The organism is Paraglaciecola sp. L1A13 (assembly GCF_009796745.1).
In the GTDB taxonomy this organism is placed as follows: Bacteria; Pseudomonadota; Gammaproteobacteria; order Enterobacterales; family Alteromonadaceae; genus Paraglaciecola.
The window spans coordinates 1,380,991-1,401,394 of the sequence record NZ_CP047024.1 but is presented as its reverse complement, the minus strand read 5'-3'; the positions used below and the strand labels follow the sequence as shown (position 1 = coordinate 1,401,394).

Here is a 20,404-nt window from a genome sequence, read left to right as displayed (position 1 = left end):
CCTCTTCCTCTACATCATCATTGCGTTAGCGCTATAGATAATCCAAATGGATAATCCAACCACCATGACAATAATCAGTGCGGTAAACAAAAACGCAAAGGTGTTTAAACGACCACGAATTGAAAAATCGAGATGCAAAAAATATTTCAAATGCACGACGATTTGCACAACCGCTAGCGCTATCACACTATAAAAAGTGGTGGCTTTACTGAAGTTACCTGTCATCACTATCCAAAACGGAATAGCAGTAAGCACCACAGATAATACAAAACCAATTAAGTAAGATTTTACACTGCCGTGAGATTCAATTTCTGCTGAATGACTCATCACATTGCTCCTAATAAATACACAACGGTGAATACACAGACCCACACGATATCTAAGAAATGCCAGAACAAGCTCAAGCAACCTAAACGGGTAACCGTTTGTGTGCCTAAACCGCGCTTCAATACTTCAAGCACCATGACAATCATCCAAATCAAACCTGCGGTGACATGCAAGCCATGCATACCCACTAAAGCGAAAAACGAGCTTAAGAAAGCGCTGCGATCTGGGCCATTGCCTTCAAGGATTAAGTGATGAAATTCATACACTTCCATAGAAATAAACACACAACCTAGAGCAATAGTGACCAGCAACCATAATAGTGTGCCAGCCTTTTGCTGTTTGTGAGCACATAGCAGCGCGAAGCCGTAAGTAATACTACTGATTAATAACGCTCCGGTTTCAACTGCAACGAAGTTAAGATCAAATATATCTTTGCCTGATACGCCGCCATCGGTGTTCATAAATAACACCGCATAGGTAGCAAATACCGAAGCAAACAAGATACAGTCGGTCATTAAGTAGAGCCAAAAGCCAAACAAAGTAGTAGCAGATGTATCGTGGTGCTCACCATGTCCGTCGTCATGACCGCCATTATTATCAACGGCATTTAAGCCGTGATTAGAGGCAAATTTTAGGGTTTCTGGTACCGCGCTCATACAAGTTCCTCCTTCACGGATGCCACGTTTGCAAGGTGAGCCTGTTCAATTTCAGCAATCTCTTGGGGTTCAACATAGTAATCTACATTACTGGCGTAACAGCGGGCGATGAAGGCCACCACTATACCCAATGCACCCACTATGGCTAACCACCAAATGTGCCAGATCAACGCAAATCCGACTATGCCTGCGGCACCAGCGACCTGCATACCCGCAGCCGTATTACTTGGCATATGAATAGGCAAATACTCATCTGGTGCTTGATATTCAATTCCTTTTTCTTTCATATCGGTAAACGCATCTATGTCATGCACCTTAGGTAAGGTGGCAAAGTTATAAAACTGCGGTGGCGACGCGGTTGACCATTCAAGGGTGTGGCCGTTCCATGGATCGCCGTCTAGATCTGGATTTTGCTCACGGTCACGTATACTCACGTATAACTGCACAAACTGTAGAATAATGCCCGCGAAGATGATCACTGCACCGAGCGCTGCAACGTATAGCCAAATATTCCAATCTGGGTTATTGGTGTGATTCAAGCGACGTGTCATGCCTAAAAAGCCCAACACATAAAGCGGCATAAAGGCCACGTAGAAACCAATCTGCCAACACCAAAATGAATACTTACCCAAACGTTCGTTCAAATGGAAGCCCGTTGCTTTAGGGAACCAAAACGCGAAGCCTGCCATGTAGCCAAATACCGCACCACCAATAATGGTGTTATGAAAGTGAGCTACTAAAAACAGACTGTTATGCAACACATAATCAGCGCCAGGTATCGCTAATAACACACCTGTCATGCCCCCTATGCTAAAGGTAACCATAAAGCCTAGGGTCCACAGTACAGGCACGGTGATACGTAAACGACCGCGATACATAGTGAACAGCCAGTTGAATAACTTCACGCCTGTGGGAATGGCGATAATCATGGTCATCACACCAAAAAAGGCGTTTACATCGGCACTCGAGCCCATAGTGAAGAAGTGATGTAACCACACCACAAAGCCTAAAATAGAAATGGCACCACTGGCCCAAACCATAGAGGTATAACCAAACAAGCGTTTACCCGTGAAGGTTGAAATAACTTCAGAGAAAATACCAAAAGCAGGTAACACTAAAATATATACTTCAGGATGTCCCCAAGCCCAAAACAGATTGATATACATCATGGCGTTTCCGCCACCGTCATTGGTAAAAAAATGGAAGTCCAAGTAACGGTCTAAGGTCAGTAAACCTAGTACCGCCGTTAGAATAGGAAAAGACGCCACAATTAAAATATTGGCCCATGTACAGGTCCACGTAAAAATAGGCATCTGCATTAGCTTCATACCCGGCGCGCGCATTTTAAACACAGTCGCTAAGAAATTAACCCCCGTGAGCAAGGTACCTATACCGGATATCTGCAAGGCCCAAATATAATAATCTACCCCTACCCCAGGGCTAAAAGACATCTCCGAAAGTGGCGGATACGCCAACCAACCCGTTTTGGCAAATTCTCCTAAGCCTAGCGATATATTAATCAATACTGCGCCTGAGGCGGTAAACCAGAAGCTCAGATTGTTCATAAAGGGGAATGCCACATCACGCGCGCCAATTTGCAAAGGCAATACGATGTTCATCAAACCAATCATAAAGGGCATGGCCATAAAGATGATCATAATGATGCCATGGGCAGTAAATATCTGGTCGTAATGTTCTGGGGGCAAATACCCTTCGGAGCCATTGGTGGCGATCGCGAGTTGTGTACGCATCATAATGGCATCAGAGAAGCCACGAATAAGCATAACGAGCGCTAAAATGATGTACATAATACCGAGGCGTTTATGATCAACCGAGGTTAACCAGTTATGCCACAGCACACCCCATTTTTCATATTTTGTTATTAAGCCAACAACGGCCAAACCAATGACGCCAATCACGGCCAGCGTCACCATAATAATGGGTTCGTGGTACGGAATGGCATCGAGGGTAATATTTCCTAATAGCGACATAATTAGTCCTCCGCCTGCATGTGCATATGAGCTGAATGCTCGGGTTGCTCTTGGTGTTTCATATTGCCCATAAACTGCATCACAACATGCTGGAACATCTCACTGTCCACAGAGCCGTAATAGTCCACAGGGTTATTTTCGCTCGGTTGTGCTAGTTGCGCGTAGCTACTATCGGTCAATGCCGCGGGACTATGCTTAACTGCCCTGACCCAGTCCTCGAACGCTTGTTCTGACGGCTTAGCTATCGCTTTAAATTTCATGCCAGTGAAACCTGCGCCACTGTAATTAGCAGAAATACCGTCGAATTCTCCCGCTTCATTAGCAATCAAGTTAAGCCGAGTTGTCATGCCCGCCATGGAGTAGATTTGGCTACCCAATTGGGGAATAAAAAATGAGTTCATGGTGGTATCAGACGTGATCTTAAACTCCACCGGAACATCTTTGGGGAACACCACTTCGTTAACCGTGGCGATACCTTGCTCCGGATAAATGAATAACCATTTCCAGTTTAAGGAAACCACTTGAATGGTGATCGGTTTATGTTCGTGCTCAAGTGATTTGTAAGGGTCAAGCGCTTGTGTGGAATACCAGGTGAGCGTGCCTAAAATAGCGATAATAACAATCGGTATTAACCATACGACAGCTTCAATTTTGGTGGAATGGGCCCATTTAGGATCATAAATTTCATGCTCGCGCCCTTCACGGTAACGCCAAGCGAAATACAATGTCATTCCAATAACTGGAACAACCACCAGCAGCATTAATACCGTTGCTACTATTATTAAATACTTTTCATCGATGCCCACCTGACCTTTCGGATCAAGCACACCACCTTCACAGCCTGACAATAACAACACGCTTGCCGCCAATGCTGAGTAACCTAACTTACGGATTAACAAAGGAATTCCCCTACCCACAATATTTAGAGTACTGCCTTAAGTAAATTAGGCAGAATTAAACACCGGACACGCCGGATTTATCGAGTGAGCGGGCTCAAAGTAAAATAAGCGATAAAATGTGTGCAACTAGCTTGGCTAATAAGTGACGCATGCAGTGCACGGCCGAACAAATAAAAAAGATAACCAAGATGCTTATTTAACGATTTGAGCCGCTAAGAGAATAAGGGTGGAGCACGAGAGCCATGCGCTGTGGGCGACTGGCTTATAACAGTGGGAACAATAAATAACGGTTTAGGTTTAGCAGCTAGATGCCTTAACACGTAATCAGGCACTAGATTTAGTAGCCATAAGTAATGCTGTGAAAAATAACTACTGATGGCCAATATACATAAAAAGGACGCGGTACTGAGTAGATCAAAAGTCGAGAAGTCTAGCGCTAAACCAACATACTCAGCGCCTTCATAAAAGCCCCCTAAAAAAACCGTAAACGCAGTGAATAACCCAACAACACCGCTCACAAAGCACAACTTCCCTAAGAGCGAAGTATTATTTATACCCAAGCGCATTTTGTGGCGAAGGGTTAAATCATGTGAATTTGCGGTGTGCTGATTCAACGTTTAGTCCAAAGGGTTACACTAGATAAGATGCGCAATTTTGATCTGCATCAAGCTTTGCTCATTTTTTGATGCGCGGATACTAACAAAAGCAATTCAGCGACACAAAGAGCAGCATTGGCTAAATTGTAAATATTCATTATTAAAATCATGAGTTTACAAAAATAGAACACCTAAGAAACGTTTAAACAACAAACCGAGGTATTTTTTAATCAGGCCTTTATTGCCTCTGAAGAACGTCTCCCCTCAAGAAAGAAGTTATCACGAGCAAGATGAGGCTCATTTTGAAATGCTTTTTCTGTGACGAGCATATTCTTACATTGCTGTTTTTAAACAAAAACGGCATGATCCAATCGCTAAATTCAGTACTTTTAGTGTTATATGTCGTTGATATAAGAGAATGATTTAAAAATGGCAACTTATAGTGTTATCCCAGCTAAACAACAACGCAGCCAAGACACCCAGCGAAATCTTATGAGCGCCGTTCATTATTGCCTACAAAGTAAATTTTTTGAACATATCAGTATCAAAGAATTGTGTGATTATGCCGATGTGTCGGTAGGCACGTTTTACCGACGCTTTAAAAACAAAGAAGCCTTATTACCTCTACTTTATCAAGATTTTGGCCAAGATTTAATTAAATGGATTGACACCTTAGAGTTAAATCAATACACCTCTTTATCACAGGCTGTTAAGGGTATCACCGAACAGACCCACGAATTTTTTATGGCGAATCGCAGCTTATTTCGTACCATACATCTTAATTCACGGCTGTATTCTAACTTGGTGGCCGGGGAAGCACTGGTTGACAGGCGAGAAGTTTATAGACGCATTGCGCAAATATTACTGCGCTTTAGTGACGAGATAAGTGCACAAGACAAAAAATCGGCGGCAAACATGGTTATTTTCACCATGATCACCGCACTGCTCGATAAAGTGCTCTATCCACAGATCACGCCTGCTATCGCATGCGACTTAAACTCACGTGCGTTGTGTGGGGAATTATCAAAGATGTTAATGCTCTACCTGAGCAATGCCGAATGACGGTTAACACCGTACGAGTGAGTTGGCTGCACCAGTTGTTTTAGCTGACTTTCAACAAAACTTATTTCACACAAATAACTATTTAAAGAATGGTAGTAGTAGCATGAAAATAACTAAAATAATGGCCTTACTTGGCCCTGGTATCGTTTGGGCCGCCACAAGTATTGGCGTGTCGCATATCGTGCAAGCCACCCGTGCTGGGGCTGACTTCGGCTTCGCACTACTGGGTTTTATCTTACTAGCCCATGTGGTGAAATATCCTTTTTTCTTATTTGGCCCTAAATACGCTGGCTTAACGGGCAAAAGCTTACTCGATGGTTATCGCTCAGTGGGTAAATGGGCATTTTACTTATTTTTGGTATTAACCTTCATTACGATGTTTTTTGTTCAGTCGGGCGTAACCATCGTTACAGCCGCCTTAGCCATGAACTTGTTTGGTGATGTGTTATCCCTTTCCCAATGGGCTGCGCTGGTTCTGGGTATTGTGTGCGCGGTACTATTGATCGGCCATTATAAAGTACTTAATACTCTGCTTAAGTGGATGATGTTGATTCTTGTTGTTTGCAGCGTTATTGCCTGGTTTGCTGCTATCGGACGCTTAGGCTTTACCCCATCTGTCGAAGCACCTGCAATTAATCTAGGTGGTGCGGCAAGCATCGCTTTTATTGTTGCCTTAATCGGCTGGATGCCTACCGCTGTGGAGGTGTCGGTTTGGCATTCATTATGGATATTGTCTCGAGGTGCAAAACCAGGCCCTGAAAACGCTAAAAATGCCACTACTGACTTTAATATTGGCTATGCTGCAAGCTTGTTATTGGCCATTATATTTTTATGGTTAGGCGCCTTGCTCATGTTTGGCCAAGGTGATGGTTTTGCCGATGCTGCCGCCGCTTTTGCCGGGCAACTAGTCGGTATTTATAGTCACGCGCTGGGGGATTGGAGTTGGTTATTAATGGCGATCGTGACCTTTGTAGCACTATTTTCAACTACCTTCGCGGTAGCCGATGGGTTTCCTCAAGTATGGAAACGCGCCTATCAATTAAGTCAAACTCAAGAGCTTACGAATCCTGCAAAAACACCCTCTGAGACGAAACAGGCATTACAACAGGAAAGCCGCTCTGGCAATAAAGCGTATATCGTTTCATTAGCTATTTTAGCAATAGGAAGTTGGTGGATCATCACTGATTTTAGCGCCGATATTAAAGCCTTACTGGATTTTGTGACGACGGTGTCTTTTGTCAGTGCCCCCATTTACGCTTGGCTAAATTACAAAGTGATGATGGGAGCTGACGTAAGCCCCGAGTACAAACCGCAAGGGGGATTTCGCATCTACACCCTTTGTTGTTTAACTATTTTAACGTTATTTAGTGTATTTTTTGTAAGTTGGAAAATCATGGGCTAATGATGATGAAATTTCAAATAAACGCTTAGCCCCAGATACACAATAATTTGAAGTTTTTACTGCAATTGCAGGTCTTATGTCCCTGCATTTATTTTTTACAATAAGGAAAAACTATGAACATTACCGGTCGGTGTCACTGCGGCGAATTAGAATTCAGCGCTGTCGTCAATCCTGAAAAGACCATGATCTGTCACTGCAATGATTGTCAGACGCTATCTGCCAGTGCATTTCGAACAGTTGTCATTTCCGAACTCGGCGCGCTCACTTTCAATAAAGGCACACCGAAGGAATACATCAAGGTAGCGCAAAGCGGTAATCATAGGGCACAAGGATTTTGTGAAAATTGTGGAACGGGCATCTACGCCTCCCCTATCGGTGACGGGCCCAAGCCTTACTTTTTACGAGTGGGCGCAATAGATCAGCGCGATAGTCTAATCCCCAAAACGCAAATATGGGCTAATGCAGCCCAAAGTTGGTTAGGGGAAATCGACAGTATGCGCAGCTTCGAAGAGGGCCCAACACAATAAAAATATCACTATTGCAGTATTCTTTAGCGAGCTAATAGCTAATTAGCTCGCGAGTATTTTTCAAATTACGTTTTATCTATTTCTCTCCCCAACTTTATTCCTCGAACGTAGACTGTAAATATTACAGTCCAAGGGTAATTGTTTCCTTAAAGAATATGTTGTAAAGGTACTTGTAAACCACTGCAATCGTCCCGAACTACTATACTGTAGGTACTTGAAAGCTTGCGTTCATGCTGGCTTACTCTTTGCGTATATCTTTGCCATTAACTATTTTTGAATAGTCAATGTGAATTGTCCGCCTAGTACGTTGAGTGCAACCCAACAAGGCGTATAAAACAGCTTATTGACGGCTTCTCACTTGATCAATTCGCAGCTACTAGTCGGGAGAACATTATGTTTACAGGTTTACGAGACATTCAACGATTTACGATCGCAGCCACAGACGGCGATATCGGTGTTACTAAAGACTTTTTGTTTGACGATCGCGCATGGACAATACGTTATATGTACGTCGATACTCATAAATGGCTCCCCTTAGGTGAGAAGGTACTTATTTCTCCTATTTCATTGAGAGAGATTGATACCGACGAAGAAAAAATTCACGTAGCTTTAAGTAAACAACAAATTAAAGACAGCCCTTCCATTGACGAAGAAAAAACAGTGTCACGGGAATATGAAGAAATACTGTTCTCCTATTTAGGCTACGGTTATTACTGGACCGGGCCGGGAGCATGGGGTGAATACGCTAATCCAACTTCGTTGGTCAATCAGCACGCTTTTGAACAAGCAAACACCGACCTAAAAGAACACGACAAAAGTCACGCCAACCACTTGCGCTCTATAGATGAACTGCAAGGATACGACGTTATTGCCAGTGGTCAAACGGTTGGCCATATTCATGATCTGATTTTAGATACCGAGAATTGGGAAATTCCTTTGATTATCATTGATACTGACAAATGGCTTCCAGGAGGTAAAAAGTTACTCTTAGCGCCCAAGCATATTGACGATATTAATTGGCTTGAGCAGCGTGTGCACTGCACTTTGCCTTCCACTGATATTGAACATTGCCCAGAGTGCGATCATGATTTATTAAATGACGACGAATACAAACTCAAGGTGAAGCGCGTATTACAGAGTTTGCCCAAAGCAAAATAATACACCTGGTTTCCGGTAAAAAGACCCACTCATTACACGGTCTTTTTACCGCCCTACGTTACAGCTAACGTGACCCATAGTGAGAAACTTTCACACAGACGGAGAACATCATGCAGCAAACTTCCCCCTATTTAAAAACACTGACCATAGATGGCGAGCAATTTTCGTATTACGCCCTAAACAGTCTAGAGGGCACCCACGATATCGCGAGACTACCATTCGCCGCTAAAATATTACTTGAAAACCTACTGCGCCACAGCCAAGAAAATTTTGTTCAAGAAGAGGACATTACTAATCTGGCTACTTGGAATGTTAATAACAGTGCAACAACAGAAATCGCGTTTGTTCCCTCTCGTGTCGTGTTACAAGATTTTACCGGTGTGCCAGCGGTTGTAGATTTAGCCGCGATGCGCGACGCCATGGTTGATTTAGGCGGCGATCCACAAAAAATTAATCCGTTGAAACCAGTAGAGTTGGTAATCGACCATTCGGTCATGGTTGATTTTTTTGCACAAGAAGACGCGTTTAGTAAAAATACTGCGATGGAAGTCCAGCGCAATAAAGAACGCTATCAGTTCTTGCGCTGGGGCCAGCAAGCATTCGACAACTTTAAAGTGGTTCCTCCAGGCAAAGGCATAGTACATCAGGTTAATTTAGAATATTTAGCCCGAGTCACCTTCATCGAGAAACAAGGCGAGCAAACTTTTCTCTACCCTGACACATTAGTCGGCACTGACTCTCATACCACCATGATTAATGGTTTAGGTGTGTTAGGCTGGGGCGTAGGCGGGATTGAGGCCGAAGCCGCCATGCTCGGCCAACCCGTCACTATGTTAATACCTGAAGTCGTCGGAATGGAAATAACCGGGGCATTGCCACCTGGCACCACAGCCACAGATTTAGTACTGACGATTACCCAAAAACTGCGCGAGTTTGGCGTAGTAGGTAAATTTGTCGAATTTTATGGTGAGGGAGTGAAACATTTAACGATTGCCGATAGAGCAACCATCGCCAATATGGCTCCCGAGTATGGCGCAACGTGCGGTATTTTTCCGTTAGATGAACAAACCGAGACTTACTTGCGCTTAACTGGACGAGAAGAGCGCAACATTAAGATAATCAAAGCCTATGCAAAAGCCCAAGGCATGTGGGGTTCTGAATCTCAGAAAAACGCAATTTATCATGCGAATTTACACATTGACTTAGGCGAGGTCGTCACCTCGATTGCGGGGCCAAAACGCCCCCAAGATAGGATCCCGCTAACAGAAGCTGCAAGTAAGTTTAAAGCCTGGTTGTCAGAACAAGAGCAGCTTATTATCACTACTGAGGACCCTGAAAAAGGGCGTTTTGAATCAGAGGGTGGTCATGAAGCTGAGAAAACCGAAGATTCAAGTCAAGTGGAATATAACGGACAGAAGTTCAGTTTAAACGATGGTGCGGTGGTTATTGCCGCCATTACCAGTTGTACTAACACGTCTAATCCTTCAGTGCTGATTGCCGCAGGTCTGCTCGCGAAAAAGGCCAGTGAATTAGGCCTATCCGTTAAACCTTGGGTCAAAACAAGCTTTGCACCAGGTTCACAGGTCGTGACTGAATATATGGACAAGGCAAATCTTACTCATGAGCTAGAGAATCTAGGTTTCTATTTAGTGGGGTACGGCTGTACAACCTGTATTGGTAATTCAGGCCCCCTACCGGATCCAATCACCGCCGCAATTCGTAAAGAAAAACTTAATGTTACTTCTGTGCTTTCGGGCAATCGAAACTTTGAAGGACGCATCCATTCAGATGTAAAAGCAAACTACCTTGCATCGCCACCATTGGTTATCGCATATGCGTTAGCGGGCAATATGAATATTGATCTGATGAAAGAACCTCTGGGCACAAGCAAAGACGGCAAACCGGTTTACTTACGCGATATTTGGCCCAGTAACGATGAGATCCAAGCATTGGTCACTGACGTCGTTAAGAGTGAGATGTTTTCAGAGCGATACAGCCATATTTTCGAAGGTGATGAATCGTGGAATAACTTAGAGGTAGTGGATAGCGAGCAATATAACTGGCCTGAATCGACCTATGTGAAAAAGCCAACCTTCTTTGACGGTATCAAGCAGCGACCTGAGCCTATCAGCTCGATTGACGATGCACGATGTTTATTGAAACTTGGGGATACGGTTACCACAGATCATATATCTCCTGCAGGTAGTATTGCGCCCGACGGACCAGCTGCCCAGTATTTGCAGGCCCATGGAGTAGAGGAGCATGACTTCAATTCATTTGGCTCGCGCAGGGGCAATCATGAGGTCATGATGCGTGGCACATTTGCTAACGTCAGACTTAAAAATCAATTAGCACCTGGTACCGAGGGCGGCTGGACACGTTTTCAACCATCAAAAGAACAAATGTCAGTATTTGACGCCGCCATGAAATATCAAGACCAAGGCACGCCAACGGTCGTAATTGCAGGTAAAGAATACGGTACTGGTAGTTCCAGAGATTGGGCAGCAAAAGGCCCCTTGTTACTCGGTGTTAAGGCTGTTATTGCTGAAAGTTATGAACGAATCCATCGTTCAAATCTGATTGGTATGGGGATATTACCCTTACAATTTAAAGCCGGTGAAACGGCCGCAAGCTTGAAACTAGATGGCACGGAACAATATTCCATCAACGCTATCGAGAGCGGGCAGAAGGAAGTTTCTGTGGCTGTTAAGGGCGAACAAGGCGAGTTCACGTTCGAGGCACAAATTCGTATCGACACTCCCAACGAGTTCAGCTACTTCAGCGATGGAGGCATACTGCAATACGTATTACGCAGCTTAAACAAAAGTGCATAAAGCTGCATATTAACGCTGTAAATCAACCTTAAGCAAAAGCCGCGTAAATTCTTACGCGGCTTTTTACGTTTATCTCTTTCATGTCATTCACCTCGTATCATTAATTCTTATCCCGCCTTTAGGTAAAATTTATCTACATAAGTAGTAGAATTTACATCTGTTATTTAACCTTTCTATTATAAAAAGTTAACCTATTGATTTTATTTAACTTTATATTAACTAATTGAGCAAGAAAAGTTGGCATGAGATTGGCTTACTAATAGTTACCCAGAGAGTAAATACATTCATTAAAAGTGTGTTAATTACTCAAATAAAAGGATACATATTATGAAAAGCAAACTTATAACTGCATTGAAGACATTGTTAAATACCAGCGCATTGGTTGCTATTTTAGTTTTCACTTTAACCTCATGCGCCACTATTGACGGTGCTGGACAGGATATTGAAAGCGCAGGCGAAGTCGTTCAAGATGCTGCCAACGAGTAGTATCTTTACATAAGTACATACGGTCAGTAGATAAGGCTGGTAGCAGCAATCAATTGACATACTGGCAGAATGAAATTGATAATTATGTCTGGTAAAAGAGACAACAATTAAATGCATATATAACCGGAGATGGAATATGACTCGTACTAAAAGTTCAACTAACCGTTTTGCGGATCACTTACGTCAGTTACAGCAGTCAATCAAACGCTCTTACCAGCATAATGAATCAGTGGGTTCAAGCTCAAAAAATTGGCTACAGAAGCTAAAAAGAAACAATTAGTTAAGGCTACAAGTTTTCTTATCGGCGGGTAATTGATGGATGCTGAGCACTGATACTAAATGGATACTAACTACGAACTAGCTGAACACTTAGTTGAAATAAATTATGTCTGATTGCCTACATGACTGCGCAGGTAGCTATCAGCATCATTTACTGACAGTGGCTTGCTGTAGTAATATCCTTGAATAATATCGCAGCCCATTTGCCTTAATATATCAACCTGAAATTCTTGCTCGACACATTCAGCCACTATGCTTAAACCTAAGCTTTTACCCAGTAAGATAATAGATCTTATTATACCTTGATCACGTTGATGCGTATCTTTAGCGCTGTGTGGTGTGTCTGTAACTTTTGGCGCGACAAGATCATTTATAAATGTTCCATCAATTTTTAAGGTGCTAATAGGTAAATCGCGCAAATAACTCATGCACGAGTAGCCCGTACCAAAGTCATCAATTGCAACATTTACACCTAATTCATGCAATGCCGAGAGCACATCTATCGCTAATTCTGTGGACGCAATAAAGGTATTCTCAGTAATTTCTATTTCCAAAAATTTGGCGGCTAAGCCAGACTGATTTAGCGCGTTGTTAATGAAATCAAGGCAATGAGGTCCCATTATAAATGATGCGGGCAGATTGACAGCGACGGGAACGATATCGATACCAACACGCTGCCAATCAGCGTTTTGCTGACACGCCTGATTTAATACCCACACACTGATCGACTCCATAAGCCCGATGTCTTCCGCAATAGGCAAAAATACTGACGGGTGAATATACTCTTGGCCATTTTTCCATCGAATTAATGCCTCTAACCCAACAAGGCTCTCATCAAGGATATTTATTTTCGGTTGGTACACCAATTGAAATTGCTGCTGCGCGGCGGCCTCACGTAACTGAGTTTCCAATGTTAGTCGCCTAACAGAATCGTTGAGCATCGCCTGCTCAAAAAACCGAAACTGTCCTAGGCCGATTTCTTTTGCTTTATACATGCTGGTATCCGCATGTTTTAGCAAACTAGATGCGTCATCGCCGTCCTTGGGAAAACATGCTATGCCGATACTGGTGGAAATATGTAATTGATGGCCCGCGACAATAAGCGGAAGACTTAGGGCCGCGATAATGTCCTTAGCCAATGCATCTACCGAGCTTATGTCCTGTGGATTTTCGATCAAAATGACGAATTCGTCCCCGCCCCAGCGACCGACTACATCACCGTCCTTTATTCTTTGTTGGATTTTTTTAGCCACTTCAATTAACAACTTATCCCCCATAAAATGGCCCAGACTGTCGTTAATCACTTTGAAGCGGTCTAAGTCGAGAAACATCAACGCCAAATTGCTGTTCTTGTCTTTGGCCCTCTCGATAGCTTGCGCAATTTTGTCGGTCAAGGAATGTCTGTTAGGTAATTGGGTTAATGCATCAAAATTTGCCCGCTCATAGAGCTGCTCTGTGCGAAGTGCAACTATCCCTTCAAGATGTTCGCTGTGTTCACTTAATTTAAATTGATGATCTTCAATGGTGTCCAACATCGAATTAACCCCATTCACTAATCGCCCTATTTCGTCCTCTCTACGGTTAAAAATACGTTGGTCGTACAACCCTTCTTTAGCCACATAATCCACTAAACGGATCAAACGTTTTATCGGGGATTGCAGGCGTTTCTGCATACGCCAATTCAACAGGTACGCCAGCAACGAACCAAGTAGAAATACCCACAATACCATTTGCCCATATCGACGTTGCTGACCTTGTAACGACAAAGTGTCTGCTGATAGCAAAATGTAGCCAAGTACATCTTGCTCTAGTGTTATTTCTTGCGTCAGGTAAAGATTGTCATTGGTAAAATAATATCCTGGTTCAATGTCGCTCAACGAAATATCGCTACTCTGCCCTTCTCGCGTGTAAGTGGCAAAAATGGCTTTACGGCTATCGAGGATTTGTACGTAACGCACTGCTGGTATTTTTTCCAAAGACGCGAGGATAGTCTGCCCAGCCCGTTCGTCATTAAATAACAAGGCAGAACGACTGGCCGCCGATAGCAACGACGCATGACTATCCATGGTTTTGATTAAATTATCCCGATAATCGTCAACAAAAGCGGAGTAAATGAGTAGCGCAGCGATCCCCAAAACCAGCAAGTTAGTGCCGATGATCGCAATAAGTTGCTTATGAAAAAAAGAGGCTCGCGTGATAGTTGAAAACATCATTTTCGCACTATCTTCGCGAGTTTCAACAACTCAGAACTAGCACTGACTTGCGCCTTAGCCAATTGCGGTAGATCGAATTCGAAGCGCACTCTTTGCGCCTGGGTATAGAAGCGGATAGCGCTATTAGCCTGTTGTACGTCCTGTGATTCAAGCACGATAACCGCGTTAGCTAGTTGTGTTAAAGGTTGCGCGATAGGTGTTTGGAAATAAGCCATATGACATAGCGTTGCGTCTAACGTTTTATTAACGGTAATGCGTCGTTTGTTATTTCCTTGATTGTGCCGAGCGATGAGTGCTTGCATAAATTCATAGAAAGGCACATCGCTGTGTATACAAAGATGAAAGCCCATTTTGTGGACACTATGACTACCTTTTGGCCATTGCATATATTTCGTAAAATTGAGTAAATACGCCGCTTTAAGCTTTCGTTCTTTAGCCAACTCTTGAGAAGCCATCACCAAAGATGGAAACAGTATAATAAATACAAAACTGCCTTTCACCCAATTGATATTCATTAAACCAAACACGCAATTAACCTCACATTAAACGCGAAAGTGTCAAACCGGTGCGGTAGTTTTCTTTCGGTTGTGGGCCATTCAAGTATTGATATACGGGTTTTGAAAATTCAGCGCGAAGTGCATAAAACTCACTAAACTGCCAGCGGATCCCTATTTGCGCACTGACTTTCTTACCACCGTATAATTTAGGGTTTGTAATACTCGCAGGATAAGGGAATGGACCAGCAAACATTATTTCGTCGTCTTGCCCATGTATTGCACTACGATATTGATATTCCATCCCTAAGTAAGGCTTCAACTCTGCTGTGGCATGGAATTTATAGCGGCCAGAAATGCTATAACTATTACCCAGTCGATAATCACGATCATTTTTTCCGGTGCGCAACATGGCCGACATACTTAAGCTGAAGTCATGCTCGCCTAGGCTCTTGTAACTGAACTCAATGGGAAAGTCATAGGTACCTGAGCCCAATTGCATTGTGTAGGGTAATTGTTGGTCACCAACGTCTCTGGGGGTATCGCCAACTTCATCAATTGATCCGGTGGGTAAACTAGCCCCAAAAGTAAACCACCATACATCATCGCTCGTCGCGACTAACCGATGACTAACTGACAGCACGGCATCCCCAACGCCATCGGTGTCGATAGTGAAGTGGTCATATTCATCAACGATGCTGATGTGATCAGTACTTTGGGTGATATAAGGAAGTGACACATGCACACGCCAATCCTCATTTAGACGGTATCCAACAGAAAAAATCTGTACTTGTTGATCTATGACGGTAGGCAGTATCGGAAAATTACTGTCTGTTCTTGTCGTGCCTTGTCCTTGCCATAATACGCTTGAATCGCTGCGCTTGGCATCCCCATCTAAATAACCACGAAACTCCGCCGACTTAAAATTGTAGGCAAAAGACCAGCGGCTTTCAGAATGGTTTTGTTCCTGACCATCCGTGATATTCATATCGAATAATTGATCTAAACTGAGCTCAGCAAATTCGGATGGGGTACTTTGTGCACAGCATACTTGCACAAGACTTCCTAGAAGAAGAGAAGTGGAAAAAGAAAAGGAAAATAATTTACTCATTATATAAGGCCATTAATTAAGATGAAAATAACGTCTTGGCTGCATATTAGCATGCCATCCCCCCATAATAAGTAATAATCCATTACTAATAAAAATCATGAGTATCAATAAATTAGACGTAAACCACTAATATTAGCGCGGTTTATTTACGTCTAAAACGGGTCCTTTAACTAGAGTACCTCAAGGGCTTCGCTAAGGCGAGAAACCCCGATAATTTCGATACCATTAATTTTCTGCTTGGGCACGTTTGCTTTTGGCACAATGGCACGTTTAAATCCATGCTTTGCCGCTTCGCTTATTCGTTCAGAGCCGTTGGGTACCGGCCGTATTTCGCCAGCTAAACCCACTTCGCCAAAAGCAATCAACTCAGAGTCTAATGTTTTATTGCGAAAACTTGACACAATGGATAACAAAAGCGCAAGGTCGGCACTGGTTTCTGTGACTTTAACGCCACCGACCACATTAGCAAATACATCTTGATCGTTCATCTGCAAATCACCATGGCGGTGTAATACAGCAAGCAGCATCGCCATACGATTTTGCTCTAGACCCACCGCAACTCGGCGTGGATTAGCGGTTTGCGAATAATCCACTAGGGCCTGTATCTCAACTAATAATGGCCTAGTGCCTTCCCAGACTACCATCACAATACTGCCAGGTGATTGCTGCTCATCGCGACTTAGAAATATCGCCGAAGGGTTGCTAACTTCTTTTAAACCTCGTTCGGTCATACCAAACACACCTAGCTCGTTGACAGCTCCAAAACGGTTTTTCTGACTACGCAACGTACGGTAACGACTGTCACTTTCACCCTCGAGCATCATAGAGCAATCAATACAGTGCTCTAGTACTTTCGGCCCAGCTAAGCTGCCATCTTTGGTTACGTGGCCAACAAGGAACATAGCGATATGATGCTGCTTAGCAAATCGTGTTAGGTAAGCAGCGCTTTCACGCACCTGCGACACACTGCCTGGTGCCGACGCCACATCAGCAACATGCATCACCTGAATGGAATCAATCACCATTATCTGCGGTTTAAGCGTCAAAGCTAATTCACAAATGGTTTCGACACTCGTCTCTGCCAGCATGCTCAGTTTATCATTGGGTAAGCCCAATCGCTGGGCTCGCATGGCCACCTGCTGCAAGGATTCTTCACCCGTGACATATAATGCACTTCGCTGAGCTGCAAGGTGACACATAACCTGTAATAAAAGCGTACTTTTACCGGCACCAGGAGACCCACCAATTAAAATGGCACTTCCGGGGACAATCCCTCCACCAAGCACCCTATCTAACTCATTGAAATTAGAGGTAAAGCGCGGTAACGCAGCCAAATCAATGTTGTTTAATGTTTCAATTTTAGCGACCGTTTGCCCAGCGTAACCACGCAAATTACGCTCTGGTTGATTACGCGCAGGGCTGACCACAAACTCGGTAATGGTATTCCAAGCGTTGCAATCGTTACATTGCCCTTGCCAGCGGGGATATTCTGCGCCACAGTCACTACAAACATAGGCAGTTTTACGTTTGGCCATATTACTCCACAATCAGATGTTATTTGTATATTGGTTGACGCGAAAATGGCTCAACGTCGGGCCTAACCTTGAGAAAAGGCGGCCTATAGTAGGATAAGCTTGGACATATTGCATTATGAAAACGACTCGGCTTGCCGATAAGTCTATATCGAGTCTGTCCTAAACACTTAAAATTAAGTACGCATTCACTATGAATCAAGATCTTGAGCAGTATCATGACATTATTGAACAACTGAAACCGATGATCAATGAGCCTGAATTTAATCAAATTTTGGCTCAGGTTGCAGGATCAATACCGAAGCAAAAGCGCTTTTTACTGAAAATGGAACTCAAGCGATTAGCAAGGCCATGTACGCGCATAATTGACTTACGCGGTCACGTCGACGGCAAATGCAAATTGTATGAATACGAAAGTCAAACTCATTATTTAGATGATATGGCCATCGACGTTTTTGAGCGCCAAGTTCGCTCATTTGGTGAATATACAGTGGGCGTCAACGAAGCCGTATTAAGCACAGAAAATAACTATCGAGTGATGCACAAGCGCCAGCAAAAAGAAATGACTCGAGCGGTTAAGAACGAAGCCGTTGCGGTTCCCATCAGACAAGACTATTTGGCACCTATTATGCCATTTGGCGAATTCTCCCAACGCAACGAAGAGCGTATGAATTACGCTATGAGCGTAGAAATATTCACCGAAAACAATAAAAGTATGCTGGCCACGACTGTCGACGTATCACTCGGTGGTTTAAAACTTAAAATCAGCAAAGAACACAGATTTAAAATCGGCGACAGGTTATCCGTGCAATTTCGGGGTATTGAACATGAATATGTGCTGGATAATCGTCAAGGTGTGCAATATGTTGTCGAAGGAATTAACCGCAATACAGATGATCAACGCCTGCATTTAAAGCGTTTATTTGATATTTTAATGCCAAGCTTCGATCGTTTTCTTGAACGCTTTATTCATGGCAATAAACGTCGCTATAAAGTGAACTTAGACAACACATTCGATGCAATACATAAAAAAACTTACGAACAATATTACATACCTAATTTCACTTCCGTTCCTGTGTATATTGAGTCAAAGGACGGGACATTTATTCCACGCTATGCGTTAGCAAACGACTGTAACCGACAAGATATTTTTTACTGGAATAATGAAATAAGTGATCTAAAACTTGGCTACTTGTTTAGTGATGCCCGTATCAAGCAGTGTCTTTCTTATGCTAAAGATAAGCAAGAAACCTATCTGTATTCTTTTAATCATATAAAAAATGACAAAGTTTACTTTTATTCTGCGTCACACGAAGAGCTGGTCGCTAATCCTAGTTTAAAGGATGTATTTTTAGGCTACGGTTCGCGTAAAGTCAGTTGGCGGGTGTATAAATTACAAGTACAAGAAATGGAACCTAAACAGAGTCATCGTCCCCTGTCGATTGCAGACAGCATAAGTCAGTCGGTCAAACGCCAGAATCAACCCCCTACGCCTCGTCTTATGTCGCGTTTACAACATTTAACCCACATCGCTTTACTTACGAATTTAACCGATAAGTACAACACAGAATGTTTCCAAAAAATGCCCCTCGACCGGGCAAAATTACCTAGCTTAAAGGTATTTGGTCATCCCCGTAATCATCCCCCTGAGAACATTCAGGTATTTCGATTTAAATATGCTAATCAGCGTCGTGAAACACGTTTCATGTTGCGCAGTAAGATACAGCTAACCGTCGAAGAAATGGTGTTAGAAGGGAATACCGATGACATATCGATCAACGGTATTAAGCTCGAGTTAAATACATTTTTCCATAAAGCGGTAGACACAAAAGTGCACGTTAGCTTTCCGCAACTGCAAAAAGTAACACGGAAATACGCGCTTAATAATCTACCCTATACCGTTCGTCAAATATCAGCTGAGCGCAATATTTTGCACTTGAAAGTAGTGAATGACGAGCAAAGCAACAGCACCAAGGCCTTTTTTGAAGAACTGATTAAGAACAATCGTTCTAAACTCAAAGCATACAGGGATGAAGAAGATATCCCGGGCATCGGCGAGGCTCTGCGAAATATATATGCTAACAATGTGCCTAATGTCGCTTTTTTTATTCGAAAAGAAGGGGCGAAATATGTGCCTGATGCTGTAGCAACTTGGTCCAATCAAATTCGCCTCACGACCTTATTGAGCTTTCAAGCCCCTCCCGGAAAATTTAACTTAGTGGCGTTGTTCGAAGGTAGAGACGGACCAATGGATTTCATTCAAAGTGCGTTGAGCCGTATAAAGCCCCACCAACGTCCAGTGATGAATGAATTATTTGTGGCTTTTGATCCTAGTAAAGATGACCCAGCAGAGGCAATTAAGAGCTGCTTTGCTGATCAGTTCGCCACGGACGAGCAACGGCGTCAGTTCATCTCGCAGTCTATTGAAAAGGGGCAGTTTATAGCATTAAAGGTATTTTTAGCACGAACCGGTAGACCTGATATTGACCATCTACAGTCTGAAATTAATTATGTGGGTGTTTATGCTGTGCACAAAGCAAAGCAACTCGAAGAAAAACTTTGGAACGTACATGGTGTCGGGGATTTACTGGATATTACCGATTTGGTGATGAGTCGTTATCAGTTTGACGCCCTGACGATCATCGATAATCAAGATAGTCAGCAACATCATCCGCAAAAAAGTTTGGAAATAGAACAACTACTTAACGCCGAATATTAATATTACAACCCCGTTTCACAACCCATGACAATTTAATAAGGTGGCACTTTAAAGGTGCCACCCAAAACTAACTTACCAATCAACACGCAAAAGTTTTTTAGGCATATTATTAGGCTAG

At 43.1% G+C, this 20,404-nt stretch carries 17 protein-coding genes; 8 read left to right on the top strand and 9 right to left on the bottom strand.

The features are described from left to right. Positions 1-9: 9 nt before the first annotated feature. The 5 genes from cyoD to GQR89_RS05770 all read right to left on the bottom strand — a co-directional run bounded on the left by cyoD (position 10) and on the right by GQR89_RS05770 (position 4,391). On the bottom strand, positions 10-327 hold the full coding sequence (cyoD, locus tag GQR89_RS05790) for a cytochrome o ubiquinol oxidase subunit IV (RefSeq protein WP_158769183.1): 318 nt from the start codon (positions 325-327) through the stop codon (positions 10-12). Beyond that, positions 327-983 carry a cytochrome o ubiquinol oxidase subunit III gene (gene cyoC, locus GQR89_RS05785; protein WP_158769182.1) on the bottom strand — a complete coding sequence of 219 codons (657 nt, stop codon included), beginning with the start codon at positions 981-983 and terminating at the stop codon, positions 327-329. Before cyoC ends, cyoD begins: the two co-directional genes overlap by 1 nt. Further along, positions 980-2,974 carry a cytochrome o ubiquinol oxidase subunit I gene (cyoB, locus tag GQR89_RS05780; protein ID WP_158769181.1) on the bottom strand — a complete coding sequence of 665 codons (1,995 nt, stop codon included), beginning with the start codon at positions 2,972-2,974 and terminating at the stop codon, positions 980-982. Before cyoB ends, cyoC begins: the two co-directional genes overlap by 4 nt. A 2-nt stretch (positions 2,975-2,976) precedes the next feature. Next, positions 2,977-3,873 (bottom strand): ubiquinol oxidase subunit II, encoded by an 897-nt coding sequence (cyoA, locus tag GQR89_RS05775; RefSeq protein WP_158769180.1) that lies wholly within the window; start codon positions 3,871-3,873, stop codon positions 2,977-2,979. A 212-nt stretch (positions 3,874-4,085) separates the two neighbouring features. Beyond that, positions 4,086-4,391, bottom strand: coding sequence for a hypothetical protein (locus tag GQR89_RS05770; protein ID WP_233269091.1), 306 nt, complete (start codon positions 4,389-4,391; stop codon positions 4,086-4,088). 507 nt (positions 4,392-4,898) lie between these two features. Between GQR89_RS05770 and GQR89_RS05765 the strand changes: the two genes are divergently transcribed. From GQR89_RS05765 to GQR89_RS05735, 7 genes are all read left to right on the top strand, one after another. Further along, on the top strand, positions 4,899-5,531 hold the full coding sequence (locus GQR89_RS05765) for a TetR/AcrR family transcriptional regulator (RefSeq protein ID WP_158769179.1): 633 nt from the start codon (positions 4,899-4,901) through the stop codon (positions 5,529-5,531). Between the two features lie 103 nt (positions 5,532-5,634). Then, positions 5,635-6,933, top strand: coding sequence for an NRAMP family divalent metal transporter (locus GQR89_RS05760; protein WP_158769178.1), 1,299 nt, complete (start codon positions 5,635-5,637; stop codon positions 6,931-6,933). 113 nt (positions 6,934-7,046) lie between these two features. After that, the gene (locus GQR89_RS05755; RefSeq protein WP_158769177.1) at positions 7,047-7,460 is read left to right on the top strand and encodes a GFA family protein; all 414 of its coding nucleotides are present in this window, start codon (positions 7,047-7,049) and stop codon (positions 7,458-7,460) included. A gap of 393 nt (positions 7,461-7,853) precedes the next feature. Then, a complete protein-coding gene (locus GQR89_RS05750; protein WP_158769176.1) occupies positions 7,854-8,618 on the top strand; it encodes a PRC-barrel domain containing protein in 765 nt (254 codons plus the stop codon). A 110-nt stretch (positions 8,619-8,728) separates the two neighbouring features. Beyond that, on the top strand, positions 8,729-11,452 hold the full coding sequence (acnA, locus tag GQR89_RS05745; protein WP_158769175.1) for an aconitate hydratase AcnA: 2,724 nt from the start codon (positions 8,729-8,731) through the stop codon (positions 11,450-11,452). Between the two features lie 327 nt (positions 11,453-11,779). Further along, positions 11,780-11,938: an entericidin A/B family lipoprotein gene (locus GQR89_RS05740; protein ID WP_158769174.1), complete on the top strand. Its 159-nt coding sequence runs from the start codon at positions 11,780-11,782 to the stop codon at positions 11,936-11,938. 136 nt (positions 11,939-12,074) lie between these two features. Beyond that, positions 12,075-12,218 (top strand): hypothetical protein, encoded by a 144-nt coding sequence (locus GQR89_RS05735; RefSeq protein WP_158769173.1) that lies wholly within the window; start codon positions 12,075-12,077, stop codon positions 12,216-12,218. A gap of 103 nt (positions 12,219-12,321) precedes the next feature. On the opposite strand, the gene GQR89_RS05730 is transcribed toward GQR89_RS05735, so the two are convergent. The 4 genes from GQR89_RS05730 to radA all read right to left on the bottom strand — a co-directional run bounded on the left by GQR89_RS05730 (position 12,322) and on the right by radA (position 17,570). Next, complete coding sequence (locus GQR89_RS05730; RefSeq protein WP_158769172.1) at positions 12,322-14,430, bottom strand: bifunctional diguanylate cyclase/phosphodiesterase; 2,109 nt, start codon at positions 14,428-14,430, stop codon at positions 12,322-12,324. Beyond that, the gene (locus GQR89_RS05725) at positions 14,427-14,957 is read right to left on the bottom strand and encodes a YfiR family protein (RefSeq protein WP_233269090.1); all 531 of its coding nucleotides are present in this window, start codon (positions 14,955-14,957) and stop codon (positions 14,427-14,429) included. The genes GQR89_RS05730 and GQR89_RS05725 overlap by 4 nt, the downstream gene beginning before the upstream one ends. A 10-nt stretch (positions 14,958-14,967) precedes the next feature. Continuing rightward, a complete protein-coding gene (locus GQR89_RS05720; RefSeq protein WP_233269089.1) occupies positions 14,968-16,035 on the bottom strand; it encodes a hypothetical protein in 1,068 nt (355 codons plus the stop codon). A 170-nt stretch (positions 16,036-16,205) separates the two neighbouring features. Then, entirely contained in the window at positions 16,206-17,570 is a 1,365-nt protein-coding gene (gene radA / locus GQR89_RS05715; RefSeq protein ID WP_158769171.1) for a DNA repair protein RadA, read from the bottom strand. A gap of 190 nt (positions 17,571-17,760) precedes the next feature. On the opposite strand from radA, the gene GQR89_RS05710 reads away from it, so the two are divergent. Continuing rightward, entirely contained in the window at positions 17,761-20,286 is a 2,526-nt protein-coding gene (locus GQR89_RS05710) for a PilZ domain-containing protein (RefSeq protein ID WP_158769170.1), read from the top strand. Positions 20,287-20,404: the final 118 nt, after the last annotated feature.